The 17,345-nt window shown below is 58.0% G+C and carries 17 protein-coding genes and 1 pseudogene (1 of these 18 only partly in view); 6 read left to right on the top strand and 12 right to left on the bottom strand.

All coding sequences use genetic code 11. The features are described from left to right. Positions 1-3 precede the first annotated feature (3 nt). Positions 4-1,860 (bottom strand): potassium transporter TrkA, encoded by a 1,857-nt coding sequence (locus A3H92_12795; protein ID OHC76481.1) that lies wholly within the window; start codon positions 1,858-1,860, stop codon positions 4-6. An 866-nt stretch (positions 1,861-2,726) separates the two neighbouring features. Between A3H92_12795 and A3H92_12800 the strand changes: the two genes are divergently transcribed. Together A3H92_12800 and A3H92_12805 are read left to right on the top strand one after the other, a co-directional pair. Beyond that, a complete protein-coding gene (locus A3H92_12800; GenBank protein ID OHC76482.1) occupies positions 2,727-3,041 on the top strand; it encodes a hypothetical protein in 315 nt (104 codons plus the stop codon). 16 nt (positions 3,042-3,057) lie between these two features. Beyond that, positions 3,058-3,993, top strand: coding sequence for a hypothetical protein (locus tag A3H92_12805; GenBank protein ID OHC76483.1), 936 nt, complete (start codon positions 3,058-3,060; stop codon positions 3,991-3,993). A gap of 14 nt (positions 3,994-4,007) precedes the next feature. Here A3H92_12805 and A3H92_12810 read toward each other — a convergent pair whose 3' ends face one another. Beyond that, positions 4,008-4,988 carry a hypothetical protein gene (locus tag A3H92_12810; GenBank protein OHC76484.1) on the bottom strand — a complete coding sequence of 327 codons (981 nt, stop codon included), beginning with the start codon at positions 4,986-4,988 and terminating at the stop codon, positions 4,008-4,010. Between the two features lie 218 nt (positions 4,989-5,206). After that, the gene (locus A3H92_12815; GenBank protein ID OHC76485.1) at positions 5,207-5,389 is read right to left on the bottom strand and encodes a hypothetical protein; all 183 of its coding nucleotides are present in this window, start codon (positions 5,387-5,389) and stop codon (positions 5,207-5,209) included. Positions 5,390-5,402: 13 nt separating this feature from the next. On the opposite strand from A3H92_12815, the gene A3H92_12820 reads away from it, so the two are divergent. After that, positions 5,403-5,726, top strand: coding sequence for a hypothetical protein (locus A3H92_12820; GenBank protein ID OHC76486.1), 324 nt, complete (start codon positions 5,403-5,405; stop codon positions 5,724-5,726). A 2-nt stretch (positions 5,727-5,728) separates the two neighbouring features. Beyond that, positions 5,729-6,736, top strand: coding sequence for a hypothetical protein (locus A3H92_12825; protein ID OHC76579.1), 1,008 nt, complete (start codon positions 5,729-5,731; stop codon positions 6,734-6,736). Here the strand turns inward: A3H92_12825 and A3H92_12830 are convergent. From A3H92_12830 to A3H92_12865, 8 genes are all read right to left on the bottom strand, one after another. Then, positions 6,711-7,646, bottom strand: a complete 936-nt coding sequence (locus A3H92_12830) for a biotin synthase BioB (protein ID OHC76487.1) — start codon at positions 7,644-7,646, stop codon at positions 6,711-6,713. The two genes, A3H92_12825 and A3H92_12830, sit on opposite strands and share 26 nt — an antisense overlap. Further along, positions 7,643-8,962 (bottom strand): adenosylmethionine--8-amino-7-oxononanoate transaminase, encoded by a 1,320-nt coding sequence (locus A3H92_12835; GenBank protein ID OHC76488.1) that lies wholly within the window; start codon positions 8,960-8,962, stop codon positions 7,643-7,645. The genes A3H92_12830 and A3H92_12835 overlap by 4 nt, the downstream gene beginning before the upstream one ends. Next, positions 8,959-9,579: a dethiobiotin synthase gene (locus A3H92_12840; GenBank protein ID OHC76489.1), complete on the bottom strand. Its 621-nt coding sequence runs from the start codon at positions 9,577-9,579 to the stop codon at positions 8,959-8,961. Before A3H92_12840 ends, A3H92_12835 begins: the two co-directional genes overlap by 4 nt. Then, positions 9,576-10,313, bottom strand: a complete 738-nt coding sequence (locus tag A3H92_12845; protein OHC76580.1) for a hypothetical protein — start codon at positions 10,311-10,313, stop codon at positions 9,576-9,578. The genes A3H92_12840 and A3H92_12845 overlap by 4 nt, the downstream gene beginning before the upstream one ends. A gap of 20 nt (positions 10,314-10,333) precedes the next feature. Beyond that, positions 10,334-10,987, bottom strand: coding sequence for a hypothetical protein (locus tag A3H92_12850; GenBank protein OHC76490.1), 654 nt, complete (start codon positions 10,985-10,987; stop codon positions 10,334-10,336). Then, positions 10,984-12,156, bottom strand: a complete 1,173-nt coding sequence (locus tag A3H92_12855) for an 8-amino-7-oxononanoate synthase (GenBank protein OHC76491.1) — start codon at positions 12,154-12,156, stop codon at positions 10,984-10,986. Before A3H92_12855 ends, A3H92_12850 begins: the two co-directional genes overlap by 4 nt. Before the next feature lie 362 nt (positions 12,157-12,518). Further along, positions 12,519-12,872, bottom strand: coding sequence for a hypothetical protein (locus A3H92_12860; protein ID OHC76492.1), 354 nt, complete (start codon positions 12,870-12,872; stop codon positions 12,519-12,521). Positions 12,873-12,947: 75 nt separating this feature from the next. Further along, the gene (locus A3H92_12865) at positions 12,948-13,205 is read right to left on the bottom strand and encodes a hypothetical protein (protein ID OHC76581.1); all 258 of its coding nucleotides are present in this window, start codon (positions 13,203-13,205) and stop codon (positions 12,948-12,950) included. Positions 13,206-13,302: 97 nt separating this feature from the next. On the opposite strand from A3H92_12865, the gene A3H92_12870 reads away from it, so the two are divergent. Beyond that, the gene (locus A3H92_12870) at positions 13,303-13,725 is read left to right on the top strand and encodes a MucR family transcriptional regulator (protein OHC76493.1); all 423 of its coding nucleotides are present in this window, start codon (positions 13,303-13,305) and stop codon (positions 13,723-13,725) included. Here the strand turns inward: A3H92_12870 and A3H92_12875 are convergent, their stop codons facing one another. Beyond that, entirely contained in the window at positions 13,726-16,011 is a 2,286-nt protein-coding gene (locus A3H92_12875) for a hypothetical protein (GenBank protein ID OHC76494.1), read from the bottom strand. 95 nt (positions 16,012-16,106) lie between these two features. Between A3H92_12875 and A3H92_12880 the strand changes: the two are divergent. Continuing rightward, positions 16,107-17,345: pseudogene (locus A3H92_12880) on the top strand (hypothetical protein); it runs 111 nt beyond the window's last position.

Below are 17,345 nucleotides of genomic sequence, written 5' to 3' on the forward strand. Positions count from 1 at the left end.
ACTCTAAAGCCCGTAGTACCATGGGACAAACATGGTGAAGACGGTCCACATTACGATGGCCAGGGGGATGCCGACGCGGGCATAGTCAGTGAACTTGTAATGACCGGGGGCCATCACCAGCAAATTGGTCTGATACCCTATCGGCGAGAAGGAGCAACTGGCGCCGATAATCACGGCGACGGCGAACGGTTCATGGGGGAGACTCATCGCCTGGGCCAGATTAACGGCAATGGGCGTAAGCAGGACGGCGACGGCGTTATTGGCGAGCACGTTGGTGAACCCCACCACCATCAGGAAAAAAAGCGACAGGATTACGGTCGGCCCGAAGCCTTCAAAGGCCTTCACAAAGGCATTGGCCAGATAGGCCGCCCCTCCGGTCCCGTGCAGAGCGGCGCCCATAGCCATGGAGGCCAGGATCATGGAAACGAGCATCGGATCAATGGCGCGGGCCGCCTGGCGGACATTGAGGACGCCTAAAGCCACCATGGCGGTGGCCCCCGTCAATGTCGCCGCCACCACCGGAAGCAGCTCCGAAGCGGACAACAAGATGGTTATCAAAAAAATCAGGCTGGCCCGCTTGGCGTGGTCCAGCGTCGGCAGTTCCTCCGTTGACCATTCGATCAGCACTACGTCGCCTTGCCTTTTCAGGGCGCTGATGTTCTTGGGCTGGCCCTGAACCAACAGCATGTCCCCCGCCCGTAGCTGGATATCGGCGAGGCGAGAGCGAATCATCCGCGAGCGGCGCTGGATGCCGAGTACGATGCATTGCGTCTTGTAGTGAAATCCGATCTGGGGAAGGGTCTGGCCGATAAACCGCGAGGCCGGAGCCACCATCACCTCGGCCAGCATCCGCTGGCTGTTTCGCTGCGAACGCTCGCCATCGGGGATACGATCATCGTCAATATCCGGGTCCAGCAGGCCCGGATCATGGGACAACGCCATGGTCAGCACCTTGCGGGTGGCCGCCACCACCAGCACGTCGCCGGCTTGGGCCTGATAGTTTTCGAAGGGAGGAAGGATGCCTTCTTCGCCCCGCTGAACCATGCGCACCGTCATGTCGGGCAAACTGGCGAAGTGGCCGCCGGCCGCCTCCTTGCCCACCAGTTGCGAACCCTCGGTGATGATGATCTGGGCGATGAACTGCTTGCCGCCGCCTTCGAACATGGTATTGACCAGCGAGGTTCTATCCGGCAGCAGACGCGACGCGAACAGCAAAATAAAGAGCAGCCCGGCCCCGCCCACCGCCAGACTGGGAATCGTAAAATCAAAGAAGCCGAAGGGCCGAACCGACATCTGGATCAGCGCACTGTTGACCAACAAGTTGGTGCTGGTGCCGACCAGCGTCGTCATGCCGCCCAGCAGGGCGACATAGCTGAGGGGGAGCATTATCCTGCTCGCCGAGAAGCCCAGGCGCGTCGCCAGCGCCTGCATAATGGGAATAAACATGATAACGACAGGAGTATCATTGATGAAGGCGCTGATCGCGAACACCATGATCAGGGAAACGGTTATGGACACTCCCGCATGGTGACCGCAGATACGCATCAACAGCCGGGCGCTGCGATCCATCACGCCGGTGCGGACCATGCCCTGACCCATCACCAGCAGCGACAGCATCGCAATCAGCGCCGGATTGGCGACCCCCTCAAGAAGATCGGCGGGGCCAAGCAGGTTGCCGCCCTTCCCGTCGGCCACAGGAAACACGGAGAAAAACAGCAGCAATGCGCAGATAACGCCGAAAGACGACACCTCCATAGGCAGCCGCTCGCTTATATAAAGCGCCAGCGCCCCCAGAATGACGGCAAACACCGCCCACATCTGAAAATCAGTAGCCGCCGCCGCTTGTGTTATCTCATGCATTTGGTCGGATAACGCTCTAATGATTGGGAATAGACAAGGACCGGCGGCGGGTGAACCGATTGTCAAGGCTACCCCTTCGGGAAAGAATGGTCAACCATCCCCGGACAGGACTGTCCCCGGACAGGATCTTCCCCAAAAATTTCAGCAAAAAAGTTGAGGATAAGCTGCGGTCGCCTTGCCGTCATTGCGACCGCGCCCCGAGCGTAGCGAAGGGGGCAGCGACGCGGGAAGCAATCCAGATGGCGGTTTTGCTGACTGGATTGCTTCGTCGCTCCGCTCCTCGCAAAGACGGTGAGGCTCGGCCCGGCGCGGACTTGACGGCGGCCAAAATAACTTGGCGTCTTAGCGTCTTCGCGTGAACAGACCATGTTTCACGCGAAGACGCTAAGACGCGAAAGCATGATGAAAGGTAAGCCGTTTCATTACCGTCATGCACGGCCAAGAAAGGCTGTTGTGAACAACTTTTTGTTATTATGGAGACATTCAATAGATTGCCCTGCGAGATATATTAATAGGCCTTGCGGTCGGGAAGAACCAGAGAAACAAAAGCCGAGCACAAAAACGTGAAGCCGATGAAGATGGTTCCAAAGACGGTAGTAGCCAGAAGAGCATACAGGGTATCCATGACGGACCTCCCATGGTTTGACGTTAAGCTGAGCGAATTATCGCACTGACGCCCTTAACCAGGGCTGATCATGCCGTTAATCCGGCATTCATAAAAAACATTCGGTGGTTATCAATAACTTTATAAACAAATAACTTTATAACTGTTAGCATTACAGAATAACTACGCAGGATCAGGCATGGCGCGGAGCAAAACCGGCAGGAAGGGCATCCTAAGCAGTCGTAGGAAGCTTCGGATATCAATGGCTTTCAAGAAAGCCGTTGCCGCCGCCGCCATGACCAAGCTGCTGGAAGGGGCCTATAGCAAGGATTATGCGGCCTTCTATGTCATCACTCAACTCGGAGATATGGTTTTCCCCTCCGAAATTACCAGGGAGGCGGCGGAGGCGCTTAAGGAGTTCCACGGCAAGATACTGGCTATAAAGGCCGTCAAGGGAAAGGAAGAGAGCGTCGCTCGTTTTCATTACCATGAATGCCTGAAGCAAATTAACGGCTACCGGTTTGATCCGAAATTTTCCGCCGATACTCTGATCAAGACACTGCGCTTAGGTCAGTAAAAAAAAGGGAAAAGGAATGAGCGCGAAGACCGGAGTAATGATCTGCGGTCATGGAAGCCGCGATAAACAGGCCGTCAATGAATTCAATGAGTTTGCCGGAATCCTGCGCCGGCGACTGTCGGGCCGGGAGATAGAAAGCGGTTTTCTCCAGTACTCGCTCCCCACCATCAGACATGGCCTGGAGACACTGAAAGCGCGCGGCGCCGAACATATCATTTGCCTGCCGTGTATGTTGTTTTCCGCCGGGCATGTGAAAAATGACATTCCTTCCGCAATCAACGCCTTCACCGATGCCGCCCCCGGCGTTCGGGTGATGACGGCCCGCGAGTTGGGCGTTGACGCCAAATTGCTGACGCTGGCGGCGAAACGCATCGCCGAGGCGGAGGATGCCTCATCATCCGCCGGGGCCGCCCGCAAGGACAGTCTGCTCCTGGTGGTGGGGCGCGGGAGCAGCGATTCCGGCGCCAACTCCGATATCTCAAAAATCACGCGCATGTTGTGGGAAGGAATGGGCTTCGGCTGGGCCGAAACGGCGTTCAGCGGCGTCAGCGCCCCCGGCGTCGGCGAGGCGCTGGACCGTGCGGCGATGTCGGGCTACAGGCAGGTCGTCGCGCTGCCCTATTTCCTGTTCACCGGCGTCCGGGTCAAGGGGGTGCAGGCCGAGGTCAAGCAAGCGGCGTCACGATGGCCGAACATCAAAATGCTGACGGCCGGTCACCTGGGGCCGCACCCGCTACTGGTGGAATGCTTTGTCGAACGCCTGGAGGAAATGATTTCAGGCGTTGCCGACATGAACTGCCGGGACTGCGCCGCCAGAAAGCGGGCGTTATTACCGGCGGTCGTAAAAAATGACTCTGAAAATTCTCCCCCTTGCTTCAAGGGGGAGTTAGAGAGGGTCGTTGCAACAACCTCCCCTGACCCCTCCTTGGTAAGGAGGGGAAAGAATGATTAAGGCCGCGGGCGTTATTACCGTGATTTGGCGACGGCGGCTTCTCCGGCCAGACAGACGGCGACATCCACCCGCGTCTTCAGGTCGGCGATATGGGCTTCGAGTTCCTTTCCTTGCAGCAAGGCGCCGTCCTTGGTCTTGGCGGTCCCGTCCCGGGATAAAATGTCTTTCATCAAAACAAGTTGCTGTTCCCACTTGGCGATGTAGGGCGCCCAGTCTCCGGCATGTCTTTGATTGACGTATTCAACCATGTTTTTGTGGGTCAGCGTCCCCCACCACGATACCTTGGGGATAGCCCCGCAACTTGTGTTCTTTACCCAATCCACAGATGAAGCGCGGCCCGGCGAATCGGGCTTGGCCGGGATGTACGACCTGGATTGCGGGGCGTCCGGCGGCGCGGGAGAATCCTTGAAGTATTTTCCATAGCCGATGCCGGCAAAAAGCAAAAGCGCGGCTACGGCGGCAATCTTGCCTGTCTGCCGGGACAGCAGTCTGTTTTTCAAAGAACTGCGGTCGTTTTTCCCGGCTCTGCGGCATCCGCCCTCCACGGCCCTGCGACCGTTACCCTCGGCCTTGCGGGGAGCATCTGCGCCCCTGCGGCGACTGTCGGCACTACCATTAACGGTCGAGGCGGGCAAGTGAGCAAGCAGACTCTTCACCTTTGCCGCGATGATCGGCAAATTGAAGGGCTTGGTGACGTAATCTACCGCGCCCAGTTCAAAGCCCCGGGTTTGGTCATGGCCGTCATCTTCGGCGGCGATAAAAATTACCGGAATGCTTTTGGTCTGCGGGTCATTTTTCAGCTTGCCGCAAACCGCAAAACCGTCCATTCCCGGCATCGCAACGTCCAACAGGATCAAGTCGGGTTTGTTGGCCTTGGCGATCATCATGGCGTCCTCGCCGCTGGTGGCCAAGGTTACGCTTGCCTCCTCGCGCAATAAACTGCCGAGGGTCTGGATGATCCTCGTATCGTCATCGACGATAAGAACCTTACGCATCGGGAGTCGCGCCAACATTTTTAAACCATATCCTCAAAAAGTTGTTTTATGTTCGAGTATGGCAATATCAACCGATTCGGATGACCTTAGCCTAAACACTTCCCGGAGCCTGTGATGGCCGTCACACCCTCCTTTACGCCGGTGGCGATCCCTCGGCAAGGAAAAGGCGCGCAAGAACATATCATGACCATTAATTATACACATAAATTATATGGTCTTTAGGCGTATTTTATACAAAAGCCAGTTGTCAGGCCGTTGTCAGGAAGGGCGACCGTATTTTTATAATCCTGATATAATTTATAATTGGTATAACTAGGCGCGTTCATATTGTCAGTAGGATTTTTTTCTGCTACCGGAAACAGCGGCTCCCGCAGCAACGACGAGGCTCCGCCGCGAAGCAATTGCTTACAGCCGATGATTGATTGTTCTTTGACGGTATTGAAGGATTTATTGTGGGTTATAATGCCGGTGGCCGTAAAGAGTGACTCTGAAAAATCCTCCCCTTCTTACAAAGAGGGAATTATCAGTCTGTGTGCTTTGAACACAGAGGCGCAGAGGCGCAGAGAAGATCAAGCGAAGTTTTCTTCCTGCTTTTTATTTATCTTCTCTATCCTCCTCTGTGTCTCTGAGCCTCTGTGTTTCATAAAACAGTATCGGCTCCTTGGCAAGGAGGGGAAAGCGCGAAAGGCCGCATCCTTTCCCAAACGCCCGGAAATTTGTGCTATTGCTGCGTCATGAAGATGCGGTTGTTTTATTCTTTGGTCGTTTTTTTGCTCTTGAGTCCGGCGGCGGCGGATGAGGGGCGTCTCAGGCTTGGCCTTCCCCTTGATTGCGTTCCCGGCGCGACCTGCTGGATTGCCAATTACGTCGATCTCAAACCGGGCAAGGGGGTATTGGATTATAATTGCGGCGTCGCCACTTATGACGCGCCGCCGGACGACCGGCACAAGGGAACCGATTTCGCCGTCCGCGACATGGCGGAGGTGCGCCGGGGCGTCGCCGTGACGGCGGCGGCGCCGGGGGTCGTCATCGGCGTGCGCGACAGCATGCAGGATGTCGATTTCAGGAGCCTGCCCCAAGGCCGCCTGGACAACAAGGAATGCGGCAACGGCGTCAGAATCAAGCATGACAACGAACTGATAACCCAGTACTGCCACCTGCGCCGGAACAGCGTCATCGTCAGGGAGGGGGAACGGGTGGGGCGCGGCAAACCGCTCGGCATGGTCGGCCTCTCGGGCATGACCATGTTCCCCCATCTTCATTTTCAGGTGGAGAAAGCTAAAAAAATCCTTGATCCCTTCTCCGGCGCCGATGAGATGATCCGTTGCGGACCCGGCGAACAGCCGCTTTGGGACGACGCGGCGCTGGCGGCCCTTCCTTACCGCCCCACGGCTATCTATAACTCAGGCTTTGCCCCCCTGGTTCCGAAAGATGAAGATGCCCGCGAGGGACTTTATCGGGAGGCGAAGTTCCCTATGGATACGCTTCACATCGCCTTGTGGGCCGATATTTTCAATGTGCAGGACGGAGACGAGGCGACTCTCGCCATCACCGGCCCCAAGGGCGAGAAGGTTATGGAAAAAACCAACAAGATCAAGAAAACCCAGGCGCGGCGCTATTTCTTCATCGCCAAGCGCCGCGACGGATCAATCTGGACGCCGGGAATCTACCGGGGAGAGGCGAAGCTGGTTCGCAAAAACGGCGACCCCAAGGAGTATTCCGTCAGGCAGGAGATAACTGTGCGCTGATGCCAAGCTCTGCGAACAATTCTCGATCCTCGTCAAGATCACGGTTGTCGGCGGTCAGCAGCTTGTCGCCGTAAAAGATGGAATTGGCGCCGGCGAAGAAGCACAAGGCCTGGGTCTCCGCCGTCATCCCCTTGCGTCCCGCCGACAGGCGCACATAGGAGCGGGGCATGAGAATGCGGGCCGCCGCCACCATACGCACCATCTCCAGCGGACTCAGCGGCGGAACGCCCGCAAGCGGCGTCCCCGGCATCGCCACCAGCATGTTGATGGGGACGCTGTCGGGGTGAGGGTTCATGTTGGCCAGGGTCTCCAGCATCCCGGCCCTGTCGTCGCGGCTCTCGCCCATGCCGATGATGCCGCCGGTGCACACCTTGATCCCCGCCTTGCGCACCGATCCCAGCGTCGCCAGCCGGTCATGGTAATCATGGGTGGTGACCACCTTGCCGTAGTACTCCGGCGAGGTGTCGATATTGTGGTTGTAGTAGTCCAGACCGATTTCCTTTAACGCCGTCGCCTGGGCGTCGGTCACCATGCCCAGCGTCATGCAGGTTTCCATGCCCAGCGCCTTCACTGCCCGGATCATCTCGACGGCGGCGGCGAGATCACGGTCCTTGAGTCCGCGCCAGGCGGCGCCCATGCAAAAGCGGGTGGCGCCCGCCGCCTGGGCCTTTTTCGCCGCCGCGACCACTTCGCCGACGGGCGCCATCGAAGTGACCTCGGAGCCGGTGTCAAAATGGGCGCTTTGCGTGCAGTAGGCGCAATCTTCGGCGCAGCCGCCGGTCTTGATGGATATCAATGAGCTTAGTTGCACCGTGTTGGGGTCGAAGTTCTCACGATGCGTCTGATGGGCTTGCCAGAGAAGATCGTTGAACGGCAGTTGAAAGAGGGAAAGTATCTCCGCCCGCGTCATTTGATCACCTCAACGACGGCGGCGGCTATGGCGTCATAGGCTCTGTGAAGCTGATCTTCGCTGACGCAGTACGGAGGCAGCAGATAAATCACGTTGCCCAGCGGGCGAATCAACAATCCCCGGTCCATGAAAAATTCCCTGAGTATCGGCCCCACTTCCGCCGCATAGCCGGCGTCTCGGCATTCTACATCAACGGCGGCGATTGTTCCCATAACGCGGTGACGAGCCAGCCTGGGACTTTCCGGTAATGAAAACAGGCGCCGATGGTGAACGGCCTCGATCATCTTTATGCGCTCTTTGGTTTCGTCTTTCTCCAGCAGATCAAGGGACGCCAGCGCCGCCGCGCAACCCGACGGGTTGGCGGTAAACGAATGGCCATGAGCGAAGGCCTTGCTCAAGGCATCCCCCACAAAGGCGTCATAAACGGCGTCGGCGGCGACAGTTACCGACATCGGCAGAAAACCTCCGGTCAATCCCTTGGACAGGCAGATGATGTCCGGCGTCACCTCGGCCTTAAGGCAGGCGAACATGTCGCCGGTGCGTCCGAATCCGGTCATCACCTCGTCCAGGATGAGTAATATTCCGGCGTCTTTGATCCGCCCGGCGACGGCGCGTAAAAACTCCGGCCGGCACATGCGCATGCCGCCGGCGCCCTGCACCAGCGGCTCGACGATAAGGGCGGCGGTCTCGCCGCTCATTTCGTCGAGACAGGCATCCAGCACATGCAGGCTCAGGGCTTCCTTTTCTTCCACGTTCAGGTCGCCCTCCCAGGTGGCCGGAAAGGGAAGGGCGGTCACCTTGAACATCAAATCCTGCCAGTGGTCGAACAGCCCCGACTTGCTTCCCGCCGACATCGCTCCCACCGTATCGCCATGGTAGCCGCCCTCGAAGGAGAGATAGCGCCGCCGTTCGGGATTTCCTGTATTGCGCCAATACTGATGGGCCAGCTTGAGCGCCACCTCCACCGCCGTCGAGCCGTCGTCGGAGAAGAATACGCGGTTGAGGTCGCCGGGCAGCAACGTCGCCAGTCGCTTCGCCAGACGAACGGCGGGAGCATGGGTAAAGCCGGCGAAGATAACCTGTTCCAGCCGCGCCGCCTGATCGGCCACGGCCTCGGCGATGGCCGGATGGGCGTGGCCGTGCAGGGTGACCCACCACGACGAGATCATATCCAGGAACTCGCGCCCGTCCTCGGCGTACAGCACCGCGCCCCTGGCCTCGCGCACCACCACCGGATCGGGCGATGTCCCGGCTTGGGTAAACGGGTGCCAGACGTGGCGACGGTCCAGGCCCGACAGTTCCCCGGCGCGGCTCATCCCGGTATTCCTGACAAACTCTCCGCCGCCCGCTTTACCGCCGCGCCGTCGAGAGGGACCAGCTCCGGCATCTCGAAGATAACCCGGACCCGGCCATAATGCCGAATGGCCTCGACATTGCCCGGATTCGATGGTCCGTTGACGATGACCCCGATAACGGAAACGGCGCGGGCGTTCAACGCTTCCAGACTCAACAGGGTATGGTTGATGGCGCCGAGACCGCTGCGCGTCACCAGCGCCACCGGCAGGCCGAGGCGGATGATCAAATCAATCATGGTATGCGTATCATTTAATGGAACCAGCAACCCTCCGGCGCCTTCCACCACCAGCGGGCGGCTGGTCCGGGGCAGTTGAAAGCGCTCCATGTCGATGGCGACGCCCTCCAGCAGCGCCGCCTGATGAGGGGACAGGGGGTTTGTGAATTCATAGGCGGGAGGATGCAGACGATCACCGGACAGGCCCGTCAACCGGGCCACCGTCGCCGTATCCGCGTCGTCGCCAAGTCCTGATTGCACAGGCTTCCAGTAGTCGCCGTCCATCGCCTTGACCAGACAGGCGGCGACGACGGTCTTGCCGACACTGGTATCAGTGCCGGCGACGAACAGACCGCCGGTCATCGCCTGCCCTCGGTATAGATGCCGTAAGCCACCCTGTAGGTGATAGCGGTGGCGGCGTTGCCGTCCAACTGACGCAGTACGCGGCGAAAAGTCCCGGCGGACAGGGGCCGCTTGCCCGGCGCCGGGGTGTGAGCGCCGATGGCCTTGAGGGCGGCGACGAAGGCGTGCGCCGATTCATAGGTCTGAACGATTTCCTCTTCCTCCACCGCTACGCCCTTGAGAATCGAGGTAAAGACGCCGATATCAGGATAGGCGGGCGTGGCCGGAGACAGCCCCAGCGCCAGATGAGCCAGCCGCCATTCCTCCAGCGTCCCCGCCGTCAGGGTGGAAAAAGCGAGGCGCCCGCCCGGCCCCAGCAATCCCGCCATCTTGCGAATGCCGGATTCCAGGTCGCCAAACCACTGGAAAACGAGGTTGGCGCAAACCAGATCGAACCCGCCCGCCAGCGCCGGCCGCTCGGCGTCCATGGCGAGGAAAAGAATGTCTTCCGGCGCCCCCAATTCACGGCGACAATTAGCCACCATCGGCGGGGCGATGTCGCTGACCACCCATCGACCGTCCGCTACGTCCTGACGCAGAGCCTTGGTAAGAAACCCGGTTCCGCAGCCGACTTCCAGCACCCTCGGCCTCGGGGGCAAGCCGGTGATGCGCCCGGCGAGCCGCCCGGCGACAAGACGCTGAAGCCCGGCGGCGCCGGCGTATCCGTCAGACACCGCGCCGAATGAGCCGGCGATACGCGCCTTGTGCTCGGAATTCATAGCCGTTCCAGGCATTCCCTGATCCTTTCGGCGCACCGGTCAGGCGCGGTGCGCGGCAGCAAGTGGCCGCCGTCATGCCAGCGCAGGACGACATTGGCAAGGCCTTTGAAGGCGGCTTCGCTCATCGCCGGCGGCACGATGGGGTCAAAGCGTCCGGCCAGCGCCAGCACGGGCGTCCTCTCGCTTTCCAGCGCCGCCCGCCGGTCCCAGTCTCTCAGCCACTCAAGTCCCCGGCGCAGCCGTTCCTTGTCCAAGCCGTCAGGCGGTTTGTCGCCGCCGCAACGAGTCATGAAATCGGCAACGGTTTTTTCCGGCGAGCGCTCCAGTCCGGCGCTCATCCTTTCAAGCGTCTTCGGCTCCACCGCCGGTGTGAAACCGTCGCCTTCGGTAAAACGGGGAAAGCCGTTGATCGACACCATTGCCCGCCAGGGAAACGGTTTTTCGTGTAATAACCAGAGGAATCCCAGCGAGTGGCCGACGGCGACCAGCGGACCCGGCGGGATTTCACCGGACCATGCCTTGCCGCCGCAAAAACCGAGTTCAATGGTTACCGAGGGAAATTCCGGCAAGGCCGCCCGCAGGGGGTCCCAGAAACCCGCATCGAATCCCCAGCCGTGGACCAGCGCCAGCGTCGGAGTCTTGATAGTCATCGGCGCAACCCGGCGAGGCGGGGAAGGATGCCGATCAGCAAGTCCATGTCCTCGTCGGTATGATCGGCGGTGACGGCAAAGCGGATGCGACTGCTTCCCCTGGGGACGGTAGGCGGACGAATGGCGATGCCGAGTACACCCTCGTCTTCCAGGATGCGGGAGGCCTCCACAGCCGCCGCCTCGCCGCCGATTACGGCGGGGACGATCTGGGTGGTCGAGCCGGCGCCGGCGATTCCGGCCATAGCCAGCGCCCGGCGCAGTTTATCGGCGTTGGCGTGCAGGCGTCGACGTTCGGCGTTCATGCCGGGGGCGATATCCAGCGCCGCGTCCATGGCCCCGAGAACGCCGGGAGGCAACGCCGTCGAGTAAATGAACCCCGAACAACGGTTGATCAGGTAGTCCTTCATCGGCTTGGAACAGGTGGCATAGGCGCCGAAACAACCGAGCGCCTTGCTGAAAGTGCCGATTGCCAGATCGGCGCCGTCGGCAAGCCCCATGCCGTTCGGGCCGAGCACCCCGGTGGCGTGGGCATCGTCAACGTAGAGGAAGGCGTTGAAGCGTTCGGCAAGACCGGCCAGCGCCTCAAGGTCGGCAACGTCGCCATCCATGCTGAATACGGATTCGGTGAGAATAAACCGTTGTCCCGGCTTTCCTTCGTTCTTGGCGAGAAGGGATTCCAGATGACCGAGATCGTTATGGCGGTATCTGATTTGGCGCGTTCCGGCGCTTTGACAGCCGTGGTGGATGCTGGCGTGCGCCAGCCGATCACTGAATACCAGGGCTTTTGCCCCCGGCAGATCGCCGTCCAGCAGCGCCGGCAGTATAGAACTGTTGGCCTGATAGCCGGAGTTAAAGATAAGGGCGGCCTCGGCGCCCTTGAGACGCGCCAGCTTGTCTTCCACCGCCTGATGTATTTCATAGGTTCCGGTGACCAGCCGCGAAGCTCCGGCGCCGGCGCCCCATTTTCGCGTCCACTCGTCGGCGCGTTCTATCAGCGCCGGGTGTTGGGCCAGGCCCAGGTAGTTGTTGGATGAAAAATTGACCAGGCGCCGCCCGTCCCGCCACAACGCCGCCGCGCCGTCGGGGCGACCGGCCTTGAGCGTACGGAAGCCGTCGCGCCGCCGCAATTCCTTCAGGAAAGGTTTTAATCGATCATCCAGCCGAGCCATTTCGCCCATCCTTCTTTATCAACAAATATGATGGTAATATCATCGGCCTTAATCATTTGCTCCCGTGTTTTCCCCTCCTTACCAAGGAGGGGGCAGGGGGAGGTTGCCGCCGATATCCCCTAACGCCCGGCGCGTTGACCGGAATAAGCGCTATTTTATGAAACACAGAGGCTCAGAGACACAGAGGAGAATAGAAAAAAAGAAAAAGTAGGAGAAAAAACTTCGCTTAATCTTCTCTGCGCCTCTGTGCCTCTGCGCCTCTGTGTTCAAAGCACACAGGCTGACAACTCCCCCTTCTAAAGGGGGAGGATTTTTCAGAGTCGTTCGTTAAGGCCATTTAGTATAATACGACTCGCGATGATTCAGAAGCGGCGCGAGACCAGCTTCGGCGTCGAGCGCAATATGCGCACGGCGCGTTTCGCGCCGACTTTTCGATCCGGTCGAAGCGGCTTCAGGGGTGCGGCTTCGTCCTCAACCTTGTTCCTCATCAAAAAATCTTCCGGCCTGAACAGGTCCGAGCGGGAGGCCTTGGAGCGTAATCTCGCCTCGATCATGCGCAGGGTGCGCGCCACCATCGGATGGCGATCCGGGCTTTTGAGGCAATTGAGCAGATGCGCCCTGGCGATGGCTTTTATGGAAAGGTCGATGTCGGGAGAACGCAGGCTGCGCTCGCACCATCTGAGATACGCCGATATGGTCCACGGATGGGAAGGCAAGGGCTTAAGTCCCCGCGTCCGGCACCAACGGACATACTCTCTCCACATCTTGTCATGAACCCGTTTCCTCATTGATCATTCCGCTTCCTTGCGGATGAGCAGGCGGTAAACCGATACGTCTCCCAATGAAATATTTTCGGCCTCCAGCCGGAGCACGGTATGTCCGCTGTCACGCACTGACCGGGGTACGTTTTCCAGGGGTTCGGCCCCTTTAAGACGCACTTCGACTACTTGGCCGGGGGTCATTCTTTCGATCAATAGTTTGGTCTTGACGAACGTTAGTGGACAAATTTCAGAAGTTATGTCGAGAAACCAATCAATATCGACTTTCATATTGTCCATTGTTGAGTTTTTCATGAGAAGTTCTTGCGTATTCTGGAAATGTAAATTATATGTAAGTCACTTTAATGGGAGTTGGGAAGTTTTTTAAATGTCAGAAAAATCAAGCGCAAATGAATTATTGGAGTTAACGACGGAGATCGTCGCTTCTTATGTAAGCAATAATTCCGTGGCGGTCGGTGAAATCCCTCAGTTAATTCACGACGTTTACAGGTCTCTGGGGTCGGTGGGAGGCGCCGTGGTCGCGCCTGATCGGCCCAAGCCCGCCGTTCCGATAAAGAAATCCGTATTTCCTGATTATGTTATTTGTCTTGAAGACGGCAAGAAGTTGAAGATGCTTAAGCGGCATCTCAAAACCGCCTATAACATGCTGCCTTCCGAGTACAGGGAACGTTGGGGGCTGGCTTCGGACTATCCGATGGTGGCGCCGAACTACGCCAGGCATCGCAGCGCCCTGGCCAAGAAGATCGGACTCGGCACCAAGCCCCGCATGGCCCGTCGCAAGGCCGGTTGATCACTTGTTTGCGCCGATCATATAGGCGAATTCCCCTGCCGACACCGGCTTGCTGTACAGATAGCCTTGGCCGATATCGCAGCCGAGGGCGTGAAGGAATACCTCCTGGCCCTTGGTTTCCACGCCTTCGGCGATGATGTTGAGCCTCAGGTTCTTGGCCATGCTGACGATGGCCTTGGCGATGGCCACCGCGTCCCGATCATCGGGCAGGCCGGCAACAAAAGAACGGTCGATCTTAAGGGCATAGATGGGAAAGCGGGTAAGATAGCTCAGCGAGGAATATCCGGTTCCGAAGTCGTCAATGGAAAGGCGCAGGCCCATGTCTTTCAACGCGCTGAAAACACGGATGGTTTCATCGGCGCCTTCCATTAACATGCTTTCCGTCATTTCCAGTTCCAGGTTATCGGTGCTCATCCCCGTTTCAGCCAGGATTTCTGAAATCCGGTCGGTCAGGTTATTTTGCCTGAATTGATGCGCGGAAATATTCACCGCCACATTAACGGCCGGCAACCCTTCGTTGATCCATGACGCGACTTGGGCGCAGGCTTCGCGCAACACCCATTCTCCGATGGAAATGATCAGTCCGATTTCTTCGGCCACCGGAATGAATTCCGTCGGCGAGATCAGGCCCAGGTCTCTGCTGTGCCAGCGCAGAAGCGCCTCGGCGCCGACGACGGCGCCGGTTTCCAGATCGACCTTGGCCTGATAAAGAAGTTTGAACTCATCGCGCTCCAGGGCGCGCCTAAGCCCGCTTTCGATTTCCACGCGGCGCAAAACCTTGGCGCTTAGTTCTTCCGTGTAGAACTGGAGGGTATTGCGGCCGATCCTTTTGGCGTGGTGGATGGTCGTGTCCATATGCTTCAACAGGTCGGAGATATTGTCGGCGTCGTCGGGATAAAAAACTATGCCGATGCCGGCCGAGGCGCAGATTTCCTTGCCCTCCAGGGAGAACGGCGCGGACAGTCTATCCAGTATCCGGCGGGCGATTACCTCGGCTTCGTCCTTATTGGTGTTATCCAGGATAATGGTGAATTCGTCACCGCCGAAGTGGGCGACCATATCGCCATCCTTTACGCATTCAGCGATTCTTTCCCCGGCCGCCTTCAGGACTAAATCTCCCATGAAATGGCCGAAAGCGTCGTTAATGTTCTTGAAATTATCGATATCGACGAACATGACGGTGGTCAGATGACTATTAACGGCGGCGGCAGCGATGGCGCTCTCCAGACGCTCGCGGAACAGGGTGCGATTGGGCAAGCCGGTCAGGGGATCGCGGGTGGCCATATGGCGCAGGCGTTCCTCGTTCTGTTTGCGCTCGGTGATATCCCTGACGACGCCGATGAAACGACGCACTACGCCATGATGTTCGGAAATGGAAATTTCGATAGGGATCAGCTTGCCCGTTTTGCTTATGCCCGTGACATCGCGTCCCTTGCCGATAACCTTGGCGACATGCGTGCGAAGATAATCGGCAAGATAGCCGTCATGCCGGGAGGCGTGGGGTTCGGGCATCAGCAGGTTGATATTGCTGCCGATAATTTCTTCCGACGAATAGCCGAAGATTCTTTCCGCCGCCGGGTTAAATGTTTCGATGACGCCGGCCTCATCAATGGTGATGATGCCGTCGGCCACCGTTTCCAGGATATTGCGCAGCCGTTTTTCGCGGGCGGCCAACTTTCTGGTCGAGCGGTTGCGCTCGGTGACATCGCGGGCGATCAGCATCTCGGCGTCGTCCTCGCCTTCTTCATGATAAGACAGGGCGGCTATTTCCACCTCGATCTCGCGACCGGAGGAGGACACCAGTTTTATTGACACCCGTTGCCGTTCGCCCACCAGACTGTCGAGGCCGCCGTCGAAGATGTCGCGGTAATCAGGATGCACAAAGTCAACGAAAGCGCGCCCGACAAGCATGTCCGCCGGCCAGACGCCGACCATGGCGGCGCCCGCCTGGTTCATCATAACGATCACGCCTTTACGGCATATGCAGATAAGGTCGGGAGCCAGTTCGATAATATGGCGGTAGTCTTTTCCCGCCTTACTGACGATCTCGAATCGCTTGCGATCCAGCATATCATTAAGATTGGCGAGCATGCCTTGGCCCGATTTGCAAATATGTTCGGCGTATTCCTTATACTTGGGGTTGGACATCGGCCCCAGCATCTCGCCGCGCATCATGTCGGAAAAGCCGATGATGGTGTTGAGCGGGGTGCGCATTTCATAGCTGATCGCCGCCAGGATATCCACGTCGTCGTCATCGGCGTCCTTCGCCATTTCCTTGGTCTCCATGGCGCATTCCCTCTTGTCTTGGCGTCCAGAGTTGCATAGCTTCCGGGCGGCGACAAGAGGCCCCGTAAACAAAAAATAATTGGGTATGTTCTGATATGCGATTTAAGATAATTGTGCCGAATTTGGTTATATTTTTTATAACAGGCCTTTTTATATCGTTATTTTTACTTAACCTGTTCAACTATGAATTTTATACGGATTCTTTATTTGATATTTTTATTTGCCTTGTCGTTCCCGTTCTTCTGGCGGCGTTGTCGCTTTTCGCCTTCCGGCTTTCAGAAGACGGGCGTCTGGCGCTGGCTAACGCCTTCTTTGCCTTTGTAGTCGCCGTTTACGGCGCGGAATTATTCCTGACCGTCACTCTGAAAAAATCCGAGACCATCAAAGGAAGTAAATTAGGGATCATTCATGACCTGCGCGGCGAAGGAATCGACGCCTATCCGGCGATGCGGGCATTATCGCTGCTGGCGGAAGATAAAAACGGCGAGGTTGTTTCCGACCTGAAAGACGGCGATGCCCAGCTTTTGCCCCTCGGCGGCCTTCCCGACAAGACCACAGTCGCCTGCAACGAGAGCGGCCAATGGATGATTTACAAAAGCGACAAGTACGGTTTCAACAACCCACCGGAAGCCTGGGATGACCGGCCTTTGAAGATCGGCATGGTCGGCGATTCCTTCACCCACGGCAATTGCGTTAAACAGTACAAGAACATGGCCGCCGTCCTGAGCGAAAAGTTCGGTCGCGTCGTCAACACGGGAATCAGCGGCAACGGGCCGCTGCTGGAGCTGGCGGCGCTTAGGGAATATCTGGCGCCGCTGACTCCAGAAACCGTTATTTGGAGTTTTTATGAAGGCAACGACATCACGGAAAACATGCCTTTTGAAAGGAAGTCAAGACTTCTCCGGTCCTATGTGGATGACGATAGCTTCAGCCAGGGCCTGATGGCGCGTAATGACGAAATCGCCGACCACCTCAAGCAATATCTCGATAAACAGATGGCCGAGGTGATCTATCGAATGAACGAGATCGAACCATACAAAGATTTTCTGCAAATCAATTCCCTGCGCGGGCGGCTGGGATTGGGCGTCGTGTCAATCGGCGTGTTCGAGGGCGGCAAGGACGAGGATTACAAGATGTTACGCGCCGTGCTTTTAAAGGCAAAAACGCTGGTGGAATCCTGGGGAGGACGGTTCTATTTCGTTTACCTGCCCGAATCCGACCGCTATTTCGGCGGCTTTTCCCGCAACAGAATTCGTGAGAAAATTCACAGCCGCACGCTGGAAACAGTTTCAGAGCTGGGGATTGAGGCGATTGATATCAGCAAGACTTTCGCG

This window comes from Rhodospirillales bacterium RIFCSPLOWO2_02_FULL_58_16 (assembly GCA_001830425.1).
GTDB lineage: Bacteria > Pseudomonadota > Alphaproteobacteria > Rhodospirillales > 2-02-FULL-58-16 > 2-02-FULL-58-16.